Genomic DNA, 17,401 nt, shown 5'->3' with positions numbered 1-17,401 from the left:
CTGTGCGGATGCCCGTGGACTGGAAACAACGCGCCAGCGAGGGAATCACGGTGTTCCGGGCCAGCCGGCTCGAGGCGCTGCTGGAACCGCTGGACCACCTGCTACGCACCCAGGCGCCGGCCTCGCCGCTGGCGCCGCAGACGGTCGTGGCCGCGCATCCGGGCATGCGGCAGTGGCTGGCCGGCGCGCTGGCGGCGCATCGCGGTCCGGGCGGCATCGTCGCCAACCTCGAGATCGTGCTGCCGTCCACCTTCCTCGATGGCCTGGCGCGCCAGGTGCTGGGCGAGAACGCGGTGTCCCCGCGCGCCTGGCGACGTGAGTCGCTGCGCTGGCACCTGCACGCCCTGCTCGACCGCCCGGCCGACCCGGGCCTGCGCGCCGCGCTCGAAGGCGGCGACGCCGCCCTGCGCCGTTTCCAGCTGGCCGACCGCCTGGCCCGCATCTACACGCAGTACATGGCCTATCGCCCTGACTGGCTGCGCGACTGGGCCGCGGGCAAGCGCGGCTTCGATGCGGCCGGTTTCCACCCCGTGCTGTGGAAGGCGCTGCGCCAGCGGCTCGGCGCCGATCCGCACCGCGGCGAGCGCCTGGCCGCGCTGGCCGCCGGCTTGCGCGCCGCGCCGCCGGTGCCCGATGCCGACCAGCCGCTGCACGTCTTCGGCCTGAGCCACCTGGCGCCGGCCGAGCTGGCGGTGCTGCAGGCGCTGGCCGTGCGCCGCCCGGTAGTGCTGTACGTGCCCGATCCCTGCCGCGAGTTCTGGGCCGGCCTGCGCACCGAGCCCGCGCGCCTGCGCGCCCTGGCCAAGGATCCGCATTCCGAGCAGAGCGAAGCCTGGTTCCTCGAGCAAACCCATCCGCTGCTGGCGGCCTGGGGCCGGCTCGGCCAGCATTTCATGCTGCAGCTGCAGGACCTCGAGGCGCGGCTGGACGTGCGCCACTTCCGCGACGAAGCCGGCGCCGACGTCGAGCCGGTCGCGCGGCTGGCGCGCGTGCAGGAAAGCCTGCGGCGGCTGGACCCCTCGCTGCCGGGCACCGATCCGCGCGGGCAGGACGCGCGCCGCGCCGACGCCAGCCTGCGCGTGCACGCCTGCCACACGCGCCTGCGGGAGCTCGAGGTGCTGCGCGACGTGCTGCTGAAGGCGCGCGCCGACGATCCATCGATCGAGCCTTCCGACATCGTCGTGATGGCGCCCGACATCGCCGCCTACGTGCCGCTGCTGCCGGCCGTGTTCGGGCCGGCGGGCGAGGGCGGCGGCGACTTGCCCTACCACCTGGCCGACATCCCGATGGCGGGCGCCTCGTCGCTGCACGCCGCGTTCCGCCGGCTGCTGGCGCTGCCGGCCTCGCGCCTGACCGCGCCGGAGCTGCTGGATTTCCTCGGCCAGCCCGATGTCGCCCGGCGCCTGGGCCTCGACGAAGACGCGCTCGACGCGCTGGCGCGCTGGCTGGCCGGCGCGCGCGCGGCCTGGGGCCTCGATCCCGCGTTCCGCGCCTCGATGGGCGTGCCCGCGCGCGCCGAGAACACGATGGCCTGGGCCATGGATCGCCTGGTCACCAGCTTCGTGTTCGGCGATGAAGCGGCCGAGCCGGTGCATCGTTTCCCCGACGATTCAGCCGTGGCGCCGGTGCCGGGCGTGGATGCCGGGGCGGCGCTGGCGCTGGGTGCGTTCGACCACGTGCTGCAGCAGGTGGCCGGGCTGCGCGCCGATGCCGCGGCCAGCCTGCCTGCCAGCGCCTGGGCGCGCCGGCTCGAGGAGCGCGTGGACGCGCTGCTGCAGCCCGACCCCTCCGACCCCACCGCGCGCGACGCGATGTCCTCGCTGCGCGCCCTGCTGCGCGGCCTCGCCACCGAACCGCGCGATGCGGGCCTCGACCCGCCGCTGCCGTTCTCCGTGGTGCGCCGCTGGCTGGAGGAAAAGCTCGACGCCGTGCCCGCGCGCCAGCGCTTCCTCGCCGGCGGCATCACCGTCTGCGGCATGGTGCCGCAGCGCGCGATCCCGTTCCGCGTGGTCGCGGTGCTGGGCCTGAACGAAGGCGAATACCCGCGCGGCGACGTCGACGCCGGCCTCGATCCGATCCGCCAGCCCGGCCTGCGCCGGCTCGGCGATCGCGACACCCGCAGCGACGACCGCTACCTGTTCCTCGAAACGGTGATGTCGGCGCGCGACGTGCTGCACCTGAGCTACGTCGGCCGCGACGCGCAGGACGGCCGCGCCCGCAACCCCGCCTCGCCGCTGGCCGAACTGATGGCCGCGCTGCCGCCGGGCGAGGGCGAGGCGTCGCCCGACTGGCGCGTCGAGCACCCGCTGCAGCCTTTCGACGCGCGCTACTTCGACGGCCGCGATCCGCGCTTCTTCAGCTTCGACGCCGACCACGCCGGCATGGTCGCCACCGTGCCCGACGCCCGGCGGCTGCTGTCGGAAAAGATCGTGCCCGCCGACGTCGCGGCCAGGGACGTGCCGCTCGATGCGCTGCTGCGGCACTTCCGCGATCCGGCCCGGCAACTGCTGGCCACGCGCCTGCGCGCGCGGCTCGATGCCCTCGACGACGACGCCCTGGCCGAGGACGAACCGCTGGAGGCCAGGCTCGAGCCGCTCGACCGCGCCGCGCGCGGGCTGTGCCTGGCGGCGCTGGCCGACCCGGCGTTCGATCTCGACGAAATGCCGCCCGAGCACCTGGTGCTGGGCGGCGTGCTGCCCGCCGGTGCGCTCGGCGCGCGCGCCTGGCGCGCCGAGGCCGACGCCGCCCGCGCGCTGGTGACGATGGCGGGCGCGCGCGAAGACGCGGCCGGCCTGTTCCGGCCGACGCTGGCGCCCTTGGTGGAGGCGCCGGCGCTGTGCCGCCAGCTGGGTCGCTTCACGCTGTCGGGCGACCTCGCCGGCATCCGCGGGCGTGACGACACGCTGTGGGTGTTCGAGGCCTTCCCGCACCGGAACAAGGAGGCCGATCTTTACCTGGGCGACCGCATCGCGCTGTTCCTGCGCTGGGCGCTGCTGCGGCTGGCGCCGGAGAACGCCGCGCGACGCATCCGCGTCTGCGCGCTGATGCCCAAGCCCGGCACGCCCTGGCAGGACCGGCTGCGCGCGGATGACGAGGCCCTCTTCCAGGCCAAGGGCGAGCTGCGCGAGGTGCTCATGCAGGGCCTGTCCGCGCGCGTGCAGGTCGTGCTCGAGGCCTGGGCCCGCCCGCCGTCGCAGGCGCCGTGGTTCTTCCCGCGCAGCGCCGATGCCGCGCTCGCCGGCAAGGATGTCGAGGACGCCTGGCGCAGCGAGCGCGCCTACGTGCCGGGCTACGCGCGGCTGCTGGGGCGCGGCCTGCGCCTGGCCGCCGGCGAGGAGGACGTCGAGCGCGTGCTGCTCGACGCCGCGCGCCTGGCCGAAGCGATCGGCTACACGCCGCCGGGGGCCGAATGAGCGGGGCCGTCCGCGTGGCGCACTGGCGCGAGCTGCCGCTCGAGGGCGACGGCCGCGCCCTCGTCGAGGCCAGCGCCGGCACCGGCAAGACCTGGACAATCGGCGTGCTCTACCTGCGCCTGCTGCTGGAGTCCGCGCCGCGCCGCGGCGTCGAGCAGATCGTGGTCACCACCTTCACCGAAGCCGCCGCGCAGGAATTGCGCGAGCGTCTGCGCCGACGCCTGGTGGATGCCCTGCACCAGCTCGATGCCGGCGCGCCCGAAGGCGAGCCGGCCGAGGATGCCGCCTGGCTGGCCGCACGCTGGGTCGATGGCGAGCGCCGCGCCGAGGATCGCCGCCGGCTGCAGCTGGCGCTGGCCGACTTCGACCGCGCGCCGGTCGGCACCCTGCACCGGCTCTGCCGCCGCATCCTTGCCGAGCATCCGCTCGAGGGCGGCACCGGCTTCGAACCCGGCGAGCCCACCGCCGACCAGGCCCTGATGGACGAACTCGCGCGCGATGCCTGGCGCGTGCTGCAGCAGGGCGAGGACATCACGGCCCTGGACGACGCCGGGCTCGAGGACATCAAGCTCTCGACCTTCGGCAAGACGCTGTCGAAGCTGATGCGGCCAGGCGTGCGGATCGAGGCGGACGGCGAGGATATCGCCGCGATTTCAGCCCAATTGCCTCCCGACGTTCCAGAGCGGCTGCGCGAAGTAGTGGCCGACGTCAGCTGGTTCACTCGCAAGAACGCCACTTTGCGCACGGGCCTGGCCGCGCTGGCCGAGCTTCTGGACGGTGGACGCGAGTGGCCGAAGGAGGATCACCTCGATCGCATCGTCCGCTGGGACATTGCGGGACAGGTCGCGCCCGCGCGCGTCGAGGCGTTTGATTCTATTCCCGCGATTGCCGCGATTCGCGGCGTCGGTGGTCGTTGGCTCGCCGCGCGCCACCTGCCGAAGCTCCGCTTCTGGCGCGACGTGGTCGCGATGGCCGCGCGCTGGCGCGACGAGCGGCTGGCCGCGCGCGGCCAGACCACCTTCGACGAGATGATCCGGCAGGCCCACGCCGCGCTGCTGGCGCGGCCGGCGCTGGCCGACGCGCTTTACGCCGACTGGCCGGTGGCGCTGGTGGACGAGTTCCAGGACACCGACGCGCAGCAGTACGGCATCCTCGACCGGCTCTACCGCGATGCCGACGGCGCGCCGCGCGGCCGCCTGGTGATGATCGGCGACCCGAAGCAGGCCATCTACGCCTTCCGCGGCGGCGACATCCACGCCTACCGGCGCGCCAGCCTCGACGCCTCGCACCTGCTGTCGCTCGACACCAACCACCGCTCCTCGCGCGCGCTGGTCGCCGCGATGAATGCGCTTTACGAGGGCGCCGGCACCGCGCTGGGCCGCGGCGAGCATGCCGACATCCACTACACGCCGGTAAAGGCGAGCGACCGCCAGGACAAGACGCCCTTGCTGCAGGCCCGCCAGCCGGTGGAGCGCCCGCTGGTGCTGCACCACCTGGCCGACGACCCGGGCACCCAGGCCGCGCGCCGGCGCCGCGCGCTCGATGCCTGCGCCGACCACGTCGCGCAGCTGCTGGCGCCGGGCGCGCACGCCATCGGCACCGAGCCGCTGCAGCCGGGCGACATCGCGGTGCTGCTGCCGCGCAACGACGACATCGTGGCGCTGCGGCACCGGCTGCAGGCGCGCGGCGTGCCCTGCGTGGGCGGTGCGCGCGACAGCGTCTTCGCCGGCGACTGGGCCTTCGAGCTCGACGTGGTGCTCCACGGCCTGCTGGCCGAGGACGACGAGGCGGCGCTGCGGGCCGCGCTGCTCACGCGCCTGTGGGGCGGCACCCTGGCGAGCCTGGAGGCGCTAGACGCCGACCCCGCGGGCTGGGACGCGATCGCCGCCAGGCGGCGCCAGCTGCGCGAACTCTGGCGGCGTCGCGGCGTGCTGGCGGTGGTGCAACTCCTGGCCACCGACGCCGCCGGGCGCCTGCTGGCCCACCCCACCGGCGAGCGCGACCTCACCGACCTGCGCCACCTCGGCGAGCTGCTGCAGCGCCAGGCGGAGCGCAGCGCCGGCCCGCGCGAACTGCTGGCCTGGCTGGCCGACCAGCGCGCCGGCGACGACGAAGGCGACGCCGCCGACGAGCGCCAGCTGCGCATCGAATCCGACGCCCGCCGCGTGCAGCTGATGACGCTGCACCGGAGCAAGGGCCTGGAGTTCAACATCGTGCTGCTGCCGCTGATGTGGGCGCAGGAAACCACGCAGATCCACACGCCTTACCTCGTGCCGCGCGACGGCCTGCCCGGCAAGGTCGTGGCCTTCGATCCCGCGGCGCGCGAACGGCTGGCCTGGGACACGCAGGACGAACGCTTCCGCCTGCTGTACGTGGCGCTGACGCGGGCGGTCCATGCCTGCCACGTCTACACGCTGTCGCCCGACCGCGTGCCCTCGGTCGAGGCCAAGGCCGCGAAAGCGCCGCCCGTGGATCCCCAGCGCGCGCCGCTGGACGCGATGATGGCGGCGCTGCTCGAACTGCCGCGCGAGCGCTTGCCCGGCATCGCGTGGCAGGACGGCTGGCCGCGCGGCGCGGCGTCGCGCGCTTCGGTGCCGGTCGCCGCCGAGCCGTCGCGACGCGCGCTGGTGCCCCCGGCGGCGGCGCGGCTGCGGCAGCGCCTGAGCTTCTCGTCGCTGGTCGGCGGCATCCGCCGCGTCACCGAGGAGGCACCGGCCGATGACGAGGCCGAGCTTCCCGTGCTCGAACCAGCGGCCCAGGCGGTGGAGCCGCCGCACCCTGCGCTGCTTGCGCTCGCCGGCGCCCGCGGCACCGCCTTCGGCAACGCCCTGCACGCCGCCTTCGAGCTGCGGGACCATGGCCAGCCGCTGGCCGCGCAGTCGGCCCTCGTGCTCGGGCAGCTCGAAGCCTTCGGCGTGGACAGCGATACCCCGCTGCCCGAACTGGCCGGCGCGCTGGCCGCGCGCATGGACGCCGCGCTGGCCGCCGAACTCTGGCCGGGCCTGTCGCTGGGCGCGGTGCCGCCGGACGCGCAACGCGCCGAGATGGCCTTCCACTTCGCGCTCGACGACGCCCGCGCCAGCGCGCTGCGCGCCGCCTGCGCCGCGCACGGCGAGCCCGGGCTGGTGCCGGCGATGTCGCTCGAGCGCCTGCGCGGCCTGATGACCGGCAAGATCGACCTCGTGTTCGGGCACGCCGGCCGCTTCCACGTGCTCGACTACAAGGGCAACTGGCTGGGCGAACGCCTCGCCGACTACACCGGCGAGGCGCTGCGCGCCGCGATGGACCACAGCCACTACCGGCTGCAGGCGCTGCTGTATTCGGTGGCCGTGCACCGGCTGCTGTCGCAGCGGGTGCCGGGCTACTCGCCGGCCGCGCACCTGGGCGACTACGTGTACCTGTTCGTGCGCGGCGCCGGGCTGGCGCCGGGCGCAGGCGTGTTCCGCGAACGATTTGATGACGCGCTGCTGCACGCCGTCGATGCGGTGCTCGCGGCCCGCGGGGAGGCCGCATGAACCACCTGCGTTACGACGGCGCCCCGCCGCGCCTGCCCGCCGATCTCGCCGCGCGCCCGGAAGAGCGCGCGCTGGCCCGGGTGCTGGCGCGCTGGGTGCTGGCGCACGGCGGTTCGGCACGGCTCTCGGAGCTCGCGGCGCGCGCGGTGCTGGCCGAACAGGCGGGCCACACGGCGCTGCAGCTCGACCCGGGCGAGGAGGCCGGGCGCATCGCGGGCGAAGCGCTGGTAAGCGACGGCTCGCGCCAGTCCCCCTTCGTGCTTGATGACGCGGGACGCTTCTACCTTTGGCGCAACTTCGCGCATGAAGGCGAGGTCGCCGCACGGATCACGCAACTTCGCGACGCCGCGACGCCGCTGCCGATGGCCGCGGCCGAGCTCGCGGCCCTCTTCCCCGGCGGCGATCCGGCGCGCGATGGCGCCCAGCGCGCCGCCGTCGCTGCGGTCGGCGGCCGCCGCCTGTTCCTGCTCACCGGCGGGCCCGGCACCGGCAAGACCACCACCGTGCTGCGCATGCTGCTGCGGCTGCTGCGCGACGGCATCGCCGCCCGCGACGGCCTCGCCATCGCCGCGCCCACCGGCAAGGCGGCGCAGCGGCTGGTGCAGTCGGTGCGCCTGGAGGCTGCGCGTTTGCGGGCTTCGCTGCCGACCGACTGGGCGCCGTACTTCGACGCGCTGGCCGGCGGCGAGGCACTCACCGTGCATCGCCTGCTGGGCTGGTCGCCGCGGCGAAATGCGTTCCAGCGCGGCCCGGATTCCCCTATCGACGCGGGCGTGGTCGTCGTGGACGAAGCCTCGATGCTCGACCTCTCCCAGCTGCGCGCCGTGCTGCGCGCGCTGCGGCCCGGCGCCACCCTGGTGCTGGTGGGCGATGCCGACCAGCTCGACTCGGTCGGGGCCGGCGCGGTGCTGGGCGACCTGGTGGCCGTGCTCGAGGCCGAGGGCGCCGCCGACCTGGTGCGCCTGCGCCACAGCTTCCGCGCCGATACCCGCTTGCTGCCCGTGAACGAGGCCGTGCGTGCCGGGGATCCGGCGGCGCTGCAGGCGGCGCTGGCCCAGGCCGATGGCCAGGCCCGCTTGCGCCCGGTCGAAGACACCGCCGCGCTGGCACGCGTGCTGCGGCGCTGGGCCGACACCCTGGCTGACCAGGCCGCGCCACCGGCCTTGCCCGCCGGCGACGACGCCTCGGCCGCCGCGCTGTCCGCGCTGCGCGCGCTCGCCGACCGCCAGTTGCTGTGCGCGCTGCGCGAGGGCGCGTTCGGCGCGGTCGCGCTCAACGACGCCATCGAGCGCCGCCTGCGCCAGCGCTGGGAGGTCCCCGCCGGACAGGACTGGTTCTCCGGCCGCGCCGTGATGGTGACGCGCAATGACTACGGCAGCGACCTGTTCAACGGCGACGTCGGGCTGTGCCTGCGTGGCGCCGACGGCGAGCTGCGCGTGTGGTTCGAAGCCGCCGAGGGCGGCGCGCGCGCGTTCACGCCGGGCGCCCTGCCTGCGCACGCCCCGGCCTGGGCGCTCACCATCCACAAGAGCCAGGGCAGCGAGTACGGCGAAGTGGCCGTGCTGCTTCCGCCCGACCCCGAGCACTGCATCCTCTCGCGCCAGCTGCTCTACACCGCGCTGTCGCGCGCGCGCCGCGCCGTGGAAATCTGGGGGCCGCAGGCGAGCCTGGAAAATGCGCTAGCGCGCGCCCTGCCGCGCGCCGGCGGCCTGCGCGATCGCCTTTCACGCTGACGCGCTGGGCCGCTAGGTCGCCAAGTCGCCAGGTCGCCAGGCCACCCGATAACATCGGCGCAACCCTTCGTTGCGCCCATCGCCCCACCCAGCACGGACCTGCATCACACATTCACGCCGGCCTCGCCCTGCGCTCACCACCCCTGTATCGCGCGGGCCGCATCCTCCGCGGCCAACCTACAGGGGCAACACCATGCAAGGCACTTACGATCCCATCCTCGTCGCGCTGTCGATCCTCATCGCCGCGCTCGCGGGCTACGTCGCGATTGAGTTCGCCGGCCGTCTCTTCTCCCGCCGCGACCAGTGGATGAAATGGCTGGCCGGCGGCTCGCTGGCCATGGGCAGCGGCATCTGGGCGATGCACTTCGTCGGCATGTCGGCGCTGATGATGCCGATCACCATCACCTACGACCTCGGCATCACCGTGTTCTCGTGGGTCGCCGCGGTGCTGGTCTCGGCGCTGGCGCTGTTCATCGTCAGCCGCGGCGAGCTCAACAAGCTCAACCTCGGCCTCGGCGCGCTGGCCATGGGCGCCGGCGTCTGCGTCATGCACTACTCGGGCATGGCGGCGATGAAGATGGACCCGGGCCTGGGCTACGACCCGTTCTGGTTCACCGTGTCCGTGATCATCGCCGTGGTGGCCTCGGGCGCGGCGCTGGTGCTGGTGTCGGCGCTACGCTCGATCCGCTCCTGGGCCGACGTCGCCCGCCGCATCGGCGCTTCGCTGGCGATGGGCGTCGCGGTCGCCGGCATGCACTATGCCGGTATGGCCGCGGTCACCTTCGAGGCCGGTGCCTTCTGCGCGCCGGGCAACCTGCTCGACGGCGGCTCGCTGACCACGCCGACCGTGCTGCTGTCCCTGATCGGCCTGGGCCTGGCGATCTTCTTCGCGGTGCGGGATGCGCGCGAGGCCATCCAGGCCAAGCGCGAGGCGCAGGCCGCCGCCGAGCGGCTGGAGCTGCTGGCCTTCGTGGACCGCGAGACCAACCTGCCCAACCGCCCGCGCCTGAGCCAGCTGATTGGCGAGGCGCTGGCCTCGGACACGCCGTACTTCGGCATCGTCAGCCTGCGCGTGCAGCGCGAGGACGGCGCCGACGGCCGCACCGAGCTGCCCGCGGTGGCTCGTGCGCTTCAGACCCTGGCCCCGACCGGCGTGATCATCGCCCGCACCTCGCCAGACCAGCTGCTGATGATGCTCAATCCCTACGCGCTGCAGCGCAGCGTGCAGGCGCTGGTTCCGGTGCTGCAGCGCGTGACCGAGCAGGCCGGCGCGCGCGGCGTGCGCCTTGCCTTCGGCCTGGCGATGGCGCCCGAGGACGGCGACACCCCGCAGATGCTCATGCTGCGCGCCGCTGCCCGCGGTGATTCGCTGGTGGAGCTGAGCCAGGCGCTGGCCGCGCACGGCGGACCTAGCCTGAGCACGCTGCTTGGGTTCCAGGCCGACGAAGATCTGCCGACGCGCACGTCCGCGGCCTGAGGGCCGGGTTCGCCCCGGGGCGGCCCGGGCGACGAAGCCCGGACAGGCCGCCACCTCGCGCCGGGCGAGGCCGTTGATGCGGCGGCTGGCGTGTCCGCTTCCGGCGGCGCAGCGCGTGCCCTTCCCTGTCGGGCCCAGGGAGTCGCGCCATGCCGGAACCGCCAAGCTACCCCGGTGTCCATGTCGAGGAAGTGGGCTCGGCGGTGCGCGTCATTCCCGCGGTGGCCACCAGCACCACGGCCTTCGTCGGCCGCGCCTGGCGCGGTCCCGTCGATGTTCCGGTGCGGATCACCGGCCTCGCCGAGTTCGAACGCGTCTTCGGCGGTGACTGGGCGCCCGCCCCGATGGCGCGCGCGGTGCGGCTGTATTTCGAGAACGGTGGCGCGGTCGCGTTGATCGTCCGCGTGGCGACGCGCGAGGGCGCGGGGCGCGCGCAACAGGCGGTCATTGCGCTGGTTGGTGGGCTGTCGCTGGTGGCGGCGTCGCCGGGGACCTGGGGCCGGAACCTTTCGGCGCAATTGGCCCTCCCGGCGGATGCGGCGGGCGATCCGACCGCCTTCGACCTGGTGGTGTCCGACGAAGCGGACGCGACGCGGGATGCCGCCGGCCGGGGCGGCAGCGGCGTGATCGAGCGGTTCATCGGCCTGTCGCTGGATCCGGCGAGCGCCCGCTTCGCCCCGGACGTGCTGGCCCGCGATTCGAAGTTGGTGCGCATCGCCACGCTGCCCGCGGACGGGCAGGGCGCCGTCGCCGGCACGGCGTCCGCGGATCCGGCCAGTGGTGACGACGGCCTCCCGATCGGTGCGCTCGAAGTAACCGACGCCGCGAACGAAGCGGCGGGCACCGGGATGTACGCCCTCGATGTGGCGACGGGGTTCAACCTGCTGTGCCTGCCGCCGTTCACGCCGGACACCGCCGACAACGGCGACGCGAGCTGGCGCGCGGCCGCGGTGTTCTGTGCCGCCCGGCGCGCGGTGCTGCTGATGGACGGGCCGGCGGACGCCACCGCGGCGGACCTGGTCGCACGCACCCAAGGCTGGCAGGACCTGCCGCGCGATTGGGTGGCGATGTACCACCCGTGGCTGCGCCCGGCGGACGCGGGTGCGGTCGGCGCCCCCGCGTGCGTCCCGCCCAGTGCCGCGATGGCCGGCCTGATCGCCCGCACCGACAGCCAGCGCGGCGTGTGGAAAGCGCCCGCTGGCGCGGAGGCCACGCTGCGCGGCGTGCGGGGCCTGTGCCTGGCGGGGCGGGCGTCGGGCGCACCGACCGAAGCGGACCTGGCGGACCTGAACCACGCGGGCATCTGCCCGCTGCGCTTCCTGCCGGGTGGGCGTTCGATCGTGCCTTGGGGAACGCGCACCCTGGCAGGCGCGACCGGGTCGGGATCGCTCGGCGCCTACCTGCCGGTGCGCCGCACGGCCGCCATGATCGAAACCTCGCTGCAGCAAGGCACGGCATGGGCGGCGTTCGAGCCCAACGGCGAGCCGCTCTGGGCCGCGCTGCGGCTCGCGGTCGGGAACTTCCTGCATGTGCTCTTCCGGCAAGGTGCCTTCCAGGGCGCCACCCCGCAGCAGGCCTTCTACTACCGCTGCGATGCCAGCACCCACACGGCCAGCGATATCGCGCAGGGACGCGTGCATCTCGAAGTCGGCTTCGCGCCGCTGCGGCCCGCGGAGTTCGTGATCCTCCGGCTGGACCTGGCGGCCTTGCCCGCCGACCCGCCCACCCCATGAGTACGTCAAGAAACCAGGGCGGGGTCAGGTACGGAACCTGACCCCGTTTTTGTATTCGGGGATAATGGCGGCTTTCCGCCAGAACGCCGCCCATGAACAGCCTGTTCCGCAAGCCCCTGCCCGGTACCGCCCTGGACTTCTTCGACGCCCGCGCGGCGGTGGAGGCGCTGCAGCCCGGCGCCTGGGACGGGCTGCCCTACGTCTCGCGCGTGCTGGCCGAGAACCTGGTGCGGCGTTGCGATCCGGCCACGCTCGATGCCTCGCTGCGCCAGCTCATCGGGCGCCAGCGCGACATGGACTTCCCGTGGTTCCCGGCGCGCGTGGTCTGCCACGACATCCTGGGCCAGACCGCGCTGGTGGACCTGGCCGGCCTGCGCGACGCCATCGCCGACCAGGGCGGCGACCCGGCCCAGGTGAACCCGGTGGTGCCCGTGCAGCTGATCGTCGACCACTCGCTGGCGGTGGAGTGCGGCGGCTTCGATCCCGATGCGTTCGCGAAGAACCGCGCCATCGAGGATCGCCGCAACGAGGACCGCTTCCACTTCATCGACTGGACCAAGCTCGCGTTCAAGAACGTGGACGTGATCCCGCCGGGCAACGGGATCATGCACCAGATCAACCTGGAGAAGATGTCGCCCGTCATCTACGTGCAGGACGGCGTCGCCTTCCCCGACACCTGCGTCGGCACCGACAGCCACACGCCGCACGTGGATGCGCTGGGCGTGATTGCGATCGGCGTCGGTGGCCTGGAGGCCGAGAACGTGATGCTGGGCCGCGCCTCGTGGATGCGCCTGCCCGACATCATCGGCGTCGAGCTGACCGGCCGGCCGCAGCCTGGCATCACCGCCACCGACATCGTGCTGGCGCTCACCGAGTTCCTGCGCAAGCAGAAGGTGGTCGGCGCCTGGCTCGAGTTCCGCGGCGAAGGCGCCGCGGCGCTGACGCTCGGCGACCGCGCCACCATCTCCAACATGGCCCCCGAGTACGGCGCCACCGCCGCGATGTTCTTCATCGACGGCAACACGATCGACTACCTGCGCCTGACCGGCCGCAGCGACGAGCAGGTGAAGCTGGTCGAGACCTACGCGAAGCACACCGGCCTGTGGGCCGATGCGCTGGCCACGGCGCAGTACGAGCGCTCGCTGTCCTTCGACCTCTCGGCGGTGGGCCGCAACATGGCCGGCCCGTCCAATCCGCATGCGCGCGTCGCCACCGCCGACCTCGCGGCCAAGGGCATCGCCGGCAACCTCGACGCCGCTCGCGCGCAGGAAGCGCAGGGCCTGATGCCCGATGGCGCCGTGATCATCGCCGCCATCACCTCGTGCACCAACACGTCCAACCCGCGCAACGTGATCGCCGCCGGCCTGCTGGCGCGCAACGCCAACCGGGCCGGCCTCACGCGCAAGCCGTGGGTGAAGTCGTCGCTGGCGCCGGGCTCCAAGGCCGTGGCGCTGTACCTCGAGGAGGCCGGCCTGAAGTCGGAACTCGAGGCGCTCGGCTTCGGCATCGTCGCCTTCGCCTGCACCACCTGCAACGGCATGAGCGGCGCGCTGGACCCGAAGATCCAGCAGGAAATCATCGACCGCGACCTCTACGCCACTGCCGTGCTCAGCGGCAACCGCAACTTCGACGGACGCATCCATCCGTACGCGAAGCAGGCCTTCCTGGCCTCGCCGCCGCTGGTGGTGGCCTACGCCATCGCCGGCACCATCCGCTTCGACATCGAGAAGGACGTGCTGGGCCACGACGCCGCCGGCAAGCCGGTGACGCTGAAGGACCTGTGGCCGAGCGACGAGGAGATCGACGCGATCGTGAAGGCGTCGGTGAAGCCGGCGCAGTTCCGCAGCGTGTACGAGCCGATGTTCAAGATCGCCGTGGAAAGCGCCGCGAAGGTCAGCCCGCTGTACGACTGGCGCCCGAAGAGCACCTACATCCGCCGCCCGCCCTACTGGGAAGGCGCGCTGGCCGGCGAGCGCACCCTGCGCGGCCTGCGCCCGCTGGCGCTGCTGGGCGACAACATCACCACCGACCACCTCTCGCCCTCGAACGCGATCCTGCCCGACAGCGCCGCCGGCGAATACCTGGCGAAGATGGGCCTGCCGGAAGAGGACTTCAATTCGTATGCGACGCACCGCGGCGACCACCTGACCGCGCTGCGCGCCACCTTCGCCAACCCCACGCTCACCAACGAAATGGCGGTGGTGGACGGCGCGGTGAAGAAGGGCTCGCTCGCACGCGTCGAGCCGGAAGGCCAGGTGATGCGCATGTGGGAAGCGATCGAGACCTACCTTGACCGCGGCCAGCCGCTGATCATCGTGGCCGGCGCCGACTACGGCCAGGGCTCGAGCCGCGACTGGGCGGCCAAGGGCGTGCGCCTGGCGGGCGTGGAGGTGATCGTGGCCGAGGGCTTCGAGCGCATCCACCGCACCAACCTGATCGGCATGGGCGTGCTGCCGCTGGAATTCCTGCCCGGCACCACCCGCAAGACCCTGGGCCTGGACGGCACCGAGACCTACGACGTGGTCGGCGAACGCACCCCGCGTGCACAGCTGACCCTGGTCGTGAATCGCCGCAACGGCGAGCGCTTCGAGGTGCCGGTGACCTGCCGGCTGGATTCGGACGAGGAAGTGTCGATCTACGAGGCCGGCGGCGTGCTGCAGCGCTTCGCCCAGGACTTCCTGGCGGCCACCCACGCCGCCTGAGGTCGCGCGGGGCAGGACAGGGCTTGCAAATACCCAAAATGGGCATTAGTTTGCCCGATATGGGCATGAACCCTCCTCCCCGCGTCAGCGAAGCCGCCGCCCTGTATGCGCGCGCGAACCTGTCCGACGCCCTGTTCACCCAGACCCAGCAACGGGTCCTGGGCAGCCTGTTCGGACAGGCCGGCCGCGCGTTCACTGTCAGCGACCTGATCCAGTCCACCGGTGCGGGCAGCGGGGCCGTGCAGCGCGAGCTCGCGCGCTTGTCGGGCAGTGGGCTGCTTTCGGTCGAGAAGGTGGGCAACCAAAAGCGCTATCGCGCCAACCCCGCCTGCCCCATCCACGACGAGCTGGTCGCCATCGTTCGCAAGACCTTCGGGCTGGCATTGCCGCTGCGCGAGGCCCTGGCGCCCCTGGCCGGGCAAGTGGACCTTGCCTTCGTCTATGGCTCCGTCGCCAAGGGACAGGACACGTCGGCCAGCGACATCGACCTGATGATCGTGTCCGACACGCTGGACTATGCGGACGTGATGGCGGCGCTCGATCCCTTCATCGAAGGACTGGGTCGCGCCGTAAACCCCACGATCTACTCACGATCGCAGTTGGGCGGCCGGATCGCGGACGGCAACGCCTTCGTTGCCAAGGTGTTGGCGCAGCCCAAGCTCTGGATAGTCGGGGGTGATCATGACCTCCCCGCTTGAGAATCTCGCCGGCAATGCCAGGCCGCTGTTGGCGGAGCCGGCCGATCCCGCCGAAGTCGAAGGTCTCGTGCGATCAGGCAGGGCCCGCCTCGCCGACGCGACCAATGCCGAGCTGTCGCTCGAAAGCCGCTTCGACCTTGCCTACAACGCGGCGCACGCGCTGTGTCTCGCGGCGCTTCGGCGGCACGGGTATCGCGCGCGCCATCGCTACATCGTGTTCCAGGCCCTGCCACACACCCTCGGCCTCGGGCCGGAGGTCTGGCGCGTGCTGGACCACGCCCACGGCAAGCGCAATCTTTCCGAATACGAAGGTCACGTCGACGTCGACGAACGACTGGTGCTGGACACGATCGTCGCCTGCCAGCGCGTGGCCGCTGCCCTGAACGCACTTGAATGAAGAGTTTGAACCCATGACGCCCATGCCCCAGCTCCGCATACCCGCCACTTACCTCCGCGGCGGTACTTCGAAAGGCGTGTTCTTCCGCCTCGAGGACTTGCCCGAAGCCGCCCGCGTGCCGGGCCCGGCGCGCGACGCGCTGCTGATGCGCGTCATCGGCTCGCCCGATCCCTACGGCAAGCACACCGACGGCATGGGCGGCGCCACGTCGAGCACCAGCAAGTGCGTGATCATCAGCAAGTCGAGCCAGCCCGGCCACGACGTCGACTACCTCTACGGCCAGGTCGCCATCGACACCGCCTTCGTCGACTGGAGCGGCAACTGCGGCAACCTCAGCACCGCCGTCGGCCCGTTCGCCATCGCCAATGGCTTCATCGAGAAGTCGCGGCTGCCCGAGAACGGCACCTTCGTCGTGAAGGTGTGGCAGGCCAATATCGGAAAGACCATCCTCTGCCACGTGCCGATCACGAACGGCGAGGTGCAGGAAACCGGCGACTTCGAGCTCGACGGCGTCACCTTCCCGGCGGCCGAGATCGTGCTCGAGTTCATCGACCCGGCCGACGAGGGCGAAGGCGAGGGCGGCGGCGCGATGTTCCCGACCGGCAACCTCACCGATTCGCTGGAGGTGCCCGGCGTCGGCACGTTCGAGGTGACGATGATCAACGCCGGCATCCCGACGGTCTTCGTCAACGCCAAGGACATCGGCTACACCGGCACCGAGCTGCAGGACGCGATCAACGGCGACCCGAAGGCGCTGGCCATGTTCGAGACGATCCGCGCCCACGGCGCGGTGCGGATGGGTCTGATCAATGACGTCGCCGACGCTGCGAAGCGCCAGCACACGCCCAAGGTCGCCTTCGTGGCGCCGCCGGCCGACTACACCACCAGCAGCGGCAAGCGCGTCGCGGCCGCCGAGATCGACCTGCACGTGCGCGCGCTCAGCATGGGCAAGCTGCACCACGCCATGATGGGCACCTGCGCGGTCGCCATCGGCACCGCTGCCGCCATCCCCGGCACACTGGTGAACCGCGCGGCCGGCGGCGGCGAGCGCACCGCCGTGCGCTTCGGCCACCCCAGCGGTACCCTGCGCGTGGGCGCCGAAGCCGCCCGCGTGGACGGTCAGTGGGTCGTGCGCAAGGCCATCATGAGCCGCAGCGCGCGCGTGCTGATGGAAGGCTTCGTCCGCGTGCCCGCCTGACCCCCGACAGGAGCAACGACATGCGCGTGATGGTGTTCGTCAAAGCCACGGCCGACAGCGAGGCCGGCATCTTTCCCTCCTCCGAACTGCTGGAGGCCATGGGCCGTTACAACGAAGCGCTGGCCGACGCCGGCATCCTGCTCGCGGGCGATGGACTCAAGCCCAGCGCGCAGGCCAAGCGGGTGCGGTTCGACGGCGAGTCGCGCACGGTCATCGATGGCCCCTTCGCCCCGGCGGAGTCGCTGGTCGCCGGCTACTGGCTGTGGGAAGTGAAGGACATGGACGAAGCCGTGGCCTGGGTGAAGCGCTGCCCGAATCCGATGACCGGGCCCAGCGATATCGAGATCCGCCCGCACTACGAGCTCGCGGATTTCGAGTCGATCATGACCCCGGAAGCGGAGGCCGTGCACGGCCGCGTCGCAGGCAAGCTCGCCGGCGAATGAACCACTTGGCGTCGGGACGTGGTTCCACCTGCGCCATTGCCAGGGCCTTGCAGCCACATCGGGTAACATCCGCCGACACGTAATCGCGGAGT

At 72.7% G+C, this 17,401-nt stretch carries 10 protein-coding genes; all 10 read left to right on the top strand.

Features of this window, described 5'->3' with window-relative positions; genetic code table 11:
- Positions 1–14: 14 nt before the first annotated feature.
- The 10 genes from recC (at position 15) to N787_RS06830 (ending at position 17,309) form a co-directional block, all read left to right on the top strand.
- Positions 15–3,413 carry an exodeoxyribonuclease V subunit gamma gene (gene recC / locus N787_RS06875; RefSeq protein WP_169742292.1) on the top strand — a complete coding sequence of 1,133 codons (3,399 nt, stop codon included), beginning with the start codon at positions 15–17 and terminating at the stop codon, positions 3,411–3,413.
- Positions 3,410–6,928, top strand: a complete 3,519-nt coding sequence (locus tag N787_RS06870; RefSeq protein ID WP_034212017.1) for a UvrD-helicase domain-containing protein — start codon at positions 3,410–3,412, stop codon at positions 6,926–6,928. The genes recC and N787_RS06870 overlap by 4 nt, the downstream gene beginning before the upstream one ends.
- The gene (gene recD / locus N787_RS06865; protein ID WP_052575228.1) at positions 6,925–8,661 is read left to right on the top strand and encodes an exodeoxyribonuclease V subunit alpha; all 1,737 of its coding nucleotides are present in this window, start codon (positions 6,925–6,927) and stop codon (positions 8,659–8,661) included. Before N787_RS06870 ends, recD begins: the two co-directional genes overlap by 4 nt.
- A 193-nt stretch (positions 8,662–8,854) precedes the next feature.
- Positions 8,855–10,138 (top strand): MHYT domain-containing protein, encoded by a 1,284-nt coding sequence (locus tag N787_RS06860; protein ID WP_052575227.1) that lies wholly within the window; start codon positions 8,855–8,857, stop codon positions 10,136–10,138.
- Between the two features lie 149 nt (positions 10,139–10,287).
- Positions 10,288–11,871 carry a phage tail sheath family protein gene (locus N787_RS06855; RefSeq protein WP_034212015.1) on the top strand — a complete coding sequence of 528 codons (1,584 nt, stop codon included), beginning with the start codon at positions 10,288–10,290 and terminating at the stop codon, positions 11,869–11,871.
- A 92-nt stretch (positions 11,872–11,963) separates the two neighbouring features.
- Positions 11,964–14,573: a Fe/S-dependent 2-methylisocitrate dehydratase AcnD gene (acnD, locus tag N787_RS06850; RefSeq protein WP_034212013.1), complete on the top strand. Its 2,610-nt coding sequence runs from the start codon at positions 11,964–11,966 to the stop codon at positions 14,571–14,573.
- A gap of 65 nt (positions 14,574–14,638) precedes the next feature.
- Complete coding sequence (locus N787_RS06845; RefSeq protein WP_245593982.1) at positions 14,639–15,271, top strand: nucleotidyltransferase domain-containing protein; 633 nt, start codon at positions 14,639–14,641, stop codon at positions 15,269–15,271.
- A complete protein-coding gene (locus tag N787_RS06840) occupies positions 15,255–15,668 on the top strand; it encodes a hypothetical protein (RefSeq protein ID WP_034212009.1) in 414 nt (137 codons plus the stop codon). The genes N787_RS06845 and N787_RS06840 overlap by 17 nt, the downstream gene beginning before the upstream one ends.
- 13 nt (positions 15,669–15,681) lie before the next feature.
- Positions 15,682–16,866: a 2-methylaconitate cis-trans isomerase PrpF gene (prpF, locus tag N787_RS06835; protein WP_034212007.1), complete on the top strand. Its 1,185-nt coding sequence runs from the start codon at positions 15,682–15,684 to the stop codon at positions 16,864–16,866.
- 20 nt (positions 16,867–16,886) lie between these two features.
- Positions 16,887–17,309, top strand: a complete 423-nt coding sequence (locus tag N787_RS06830) for a YciI family protein (RefSeq protein WP_034212005.1) — start codon at positions 16,887–16,889, stop codon at positions 17,307–17,309.
- Positions 17,310–17,401: the final 92 nt, after the last annotated feature.

Source organism: Arenimonas metalli CF5-1 (genome assembly GCF_000747155.1).
Taxonomy (GTDB): Bacteria; Pseudomonadota; Gammaproteobacteria; order Xanthomonadales; family Xanthomonadaceae; genus Arenimonas; species Arenimonas metalli.
This window is presented reverse-complemented; position numbering and strand designations above follow the sequence as displayed.

Coding starts and splice junctions, on each gene's coding strand:
- N787_RS06855 (WP_034212015.1), top strand. CDS start 10,288: ATGCCGGAACCGCCAAGCTACCCCGGTGTCCATGTCGAGGAAGTGGGC.
- N787_RS06840 (WP_034212009.1), top strand. CDS start 15,255: ATGACCTCCCCGCTTGAGAATCTCGCCGGCAATGCCAGGCCGCTGTTG.
- N787_RS06860 (WP_052575227.1), top strand. CDS start 8,855: ATGCAAGGCACTTACGATCCCATCCTCGTCGCGCTGTCGATCCTCATC.
- prpF (WP_034212007.1), top strand. CDS start 15,682: ATGACGCCCATGCCCCAGCTCCGCATACCCGCCACTTACCTCCGCGGC.
- N787_RS06830 (WP_034212005.1), top strand. CDS start 16,887: ATGCGCGTGATGGTGTTCGTCAAAGCCACGGCCGACAGCGAGGCCGGC.
- N787_RS06870 (WP_034212017.1), top strand. CDS start 3,410: ATGAGCGGGGCCGTCCGCGTGGCGCACTGGCGCGAGCTGCCGCTCGAG.
- recD (WP_052575228.1), top strand. CDS start 6,925: ATGAACCACCTGCGTTACGACGGCGCCCCGCCGCGCCTGCCCGCCGAT.
- acnD (WP_034212013.1), top strand. CDS start 11,964: ATGAACAGCCTGTTCCGCAAGCCCCTGCCCGGTACCGCCCTGGACTTC.
- N787_RS06845 (WP_245593982.1), top strand. CDS start 14,639: ATGAACCCTCCTCCCCGCGTCAGCGAAGCCGCCGCCCTGTATGCGCGC.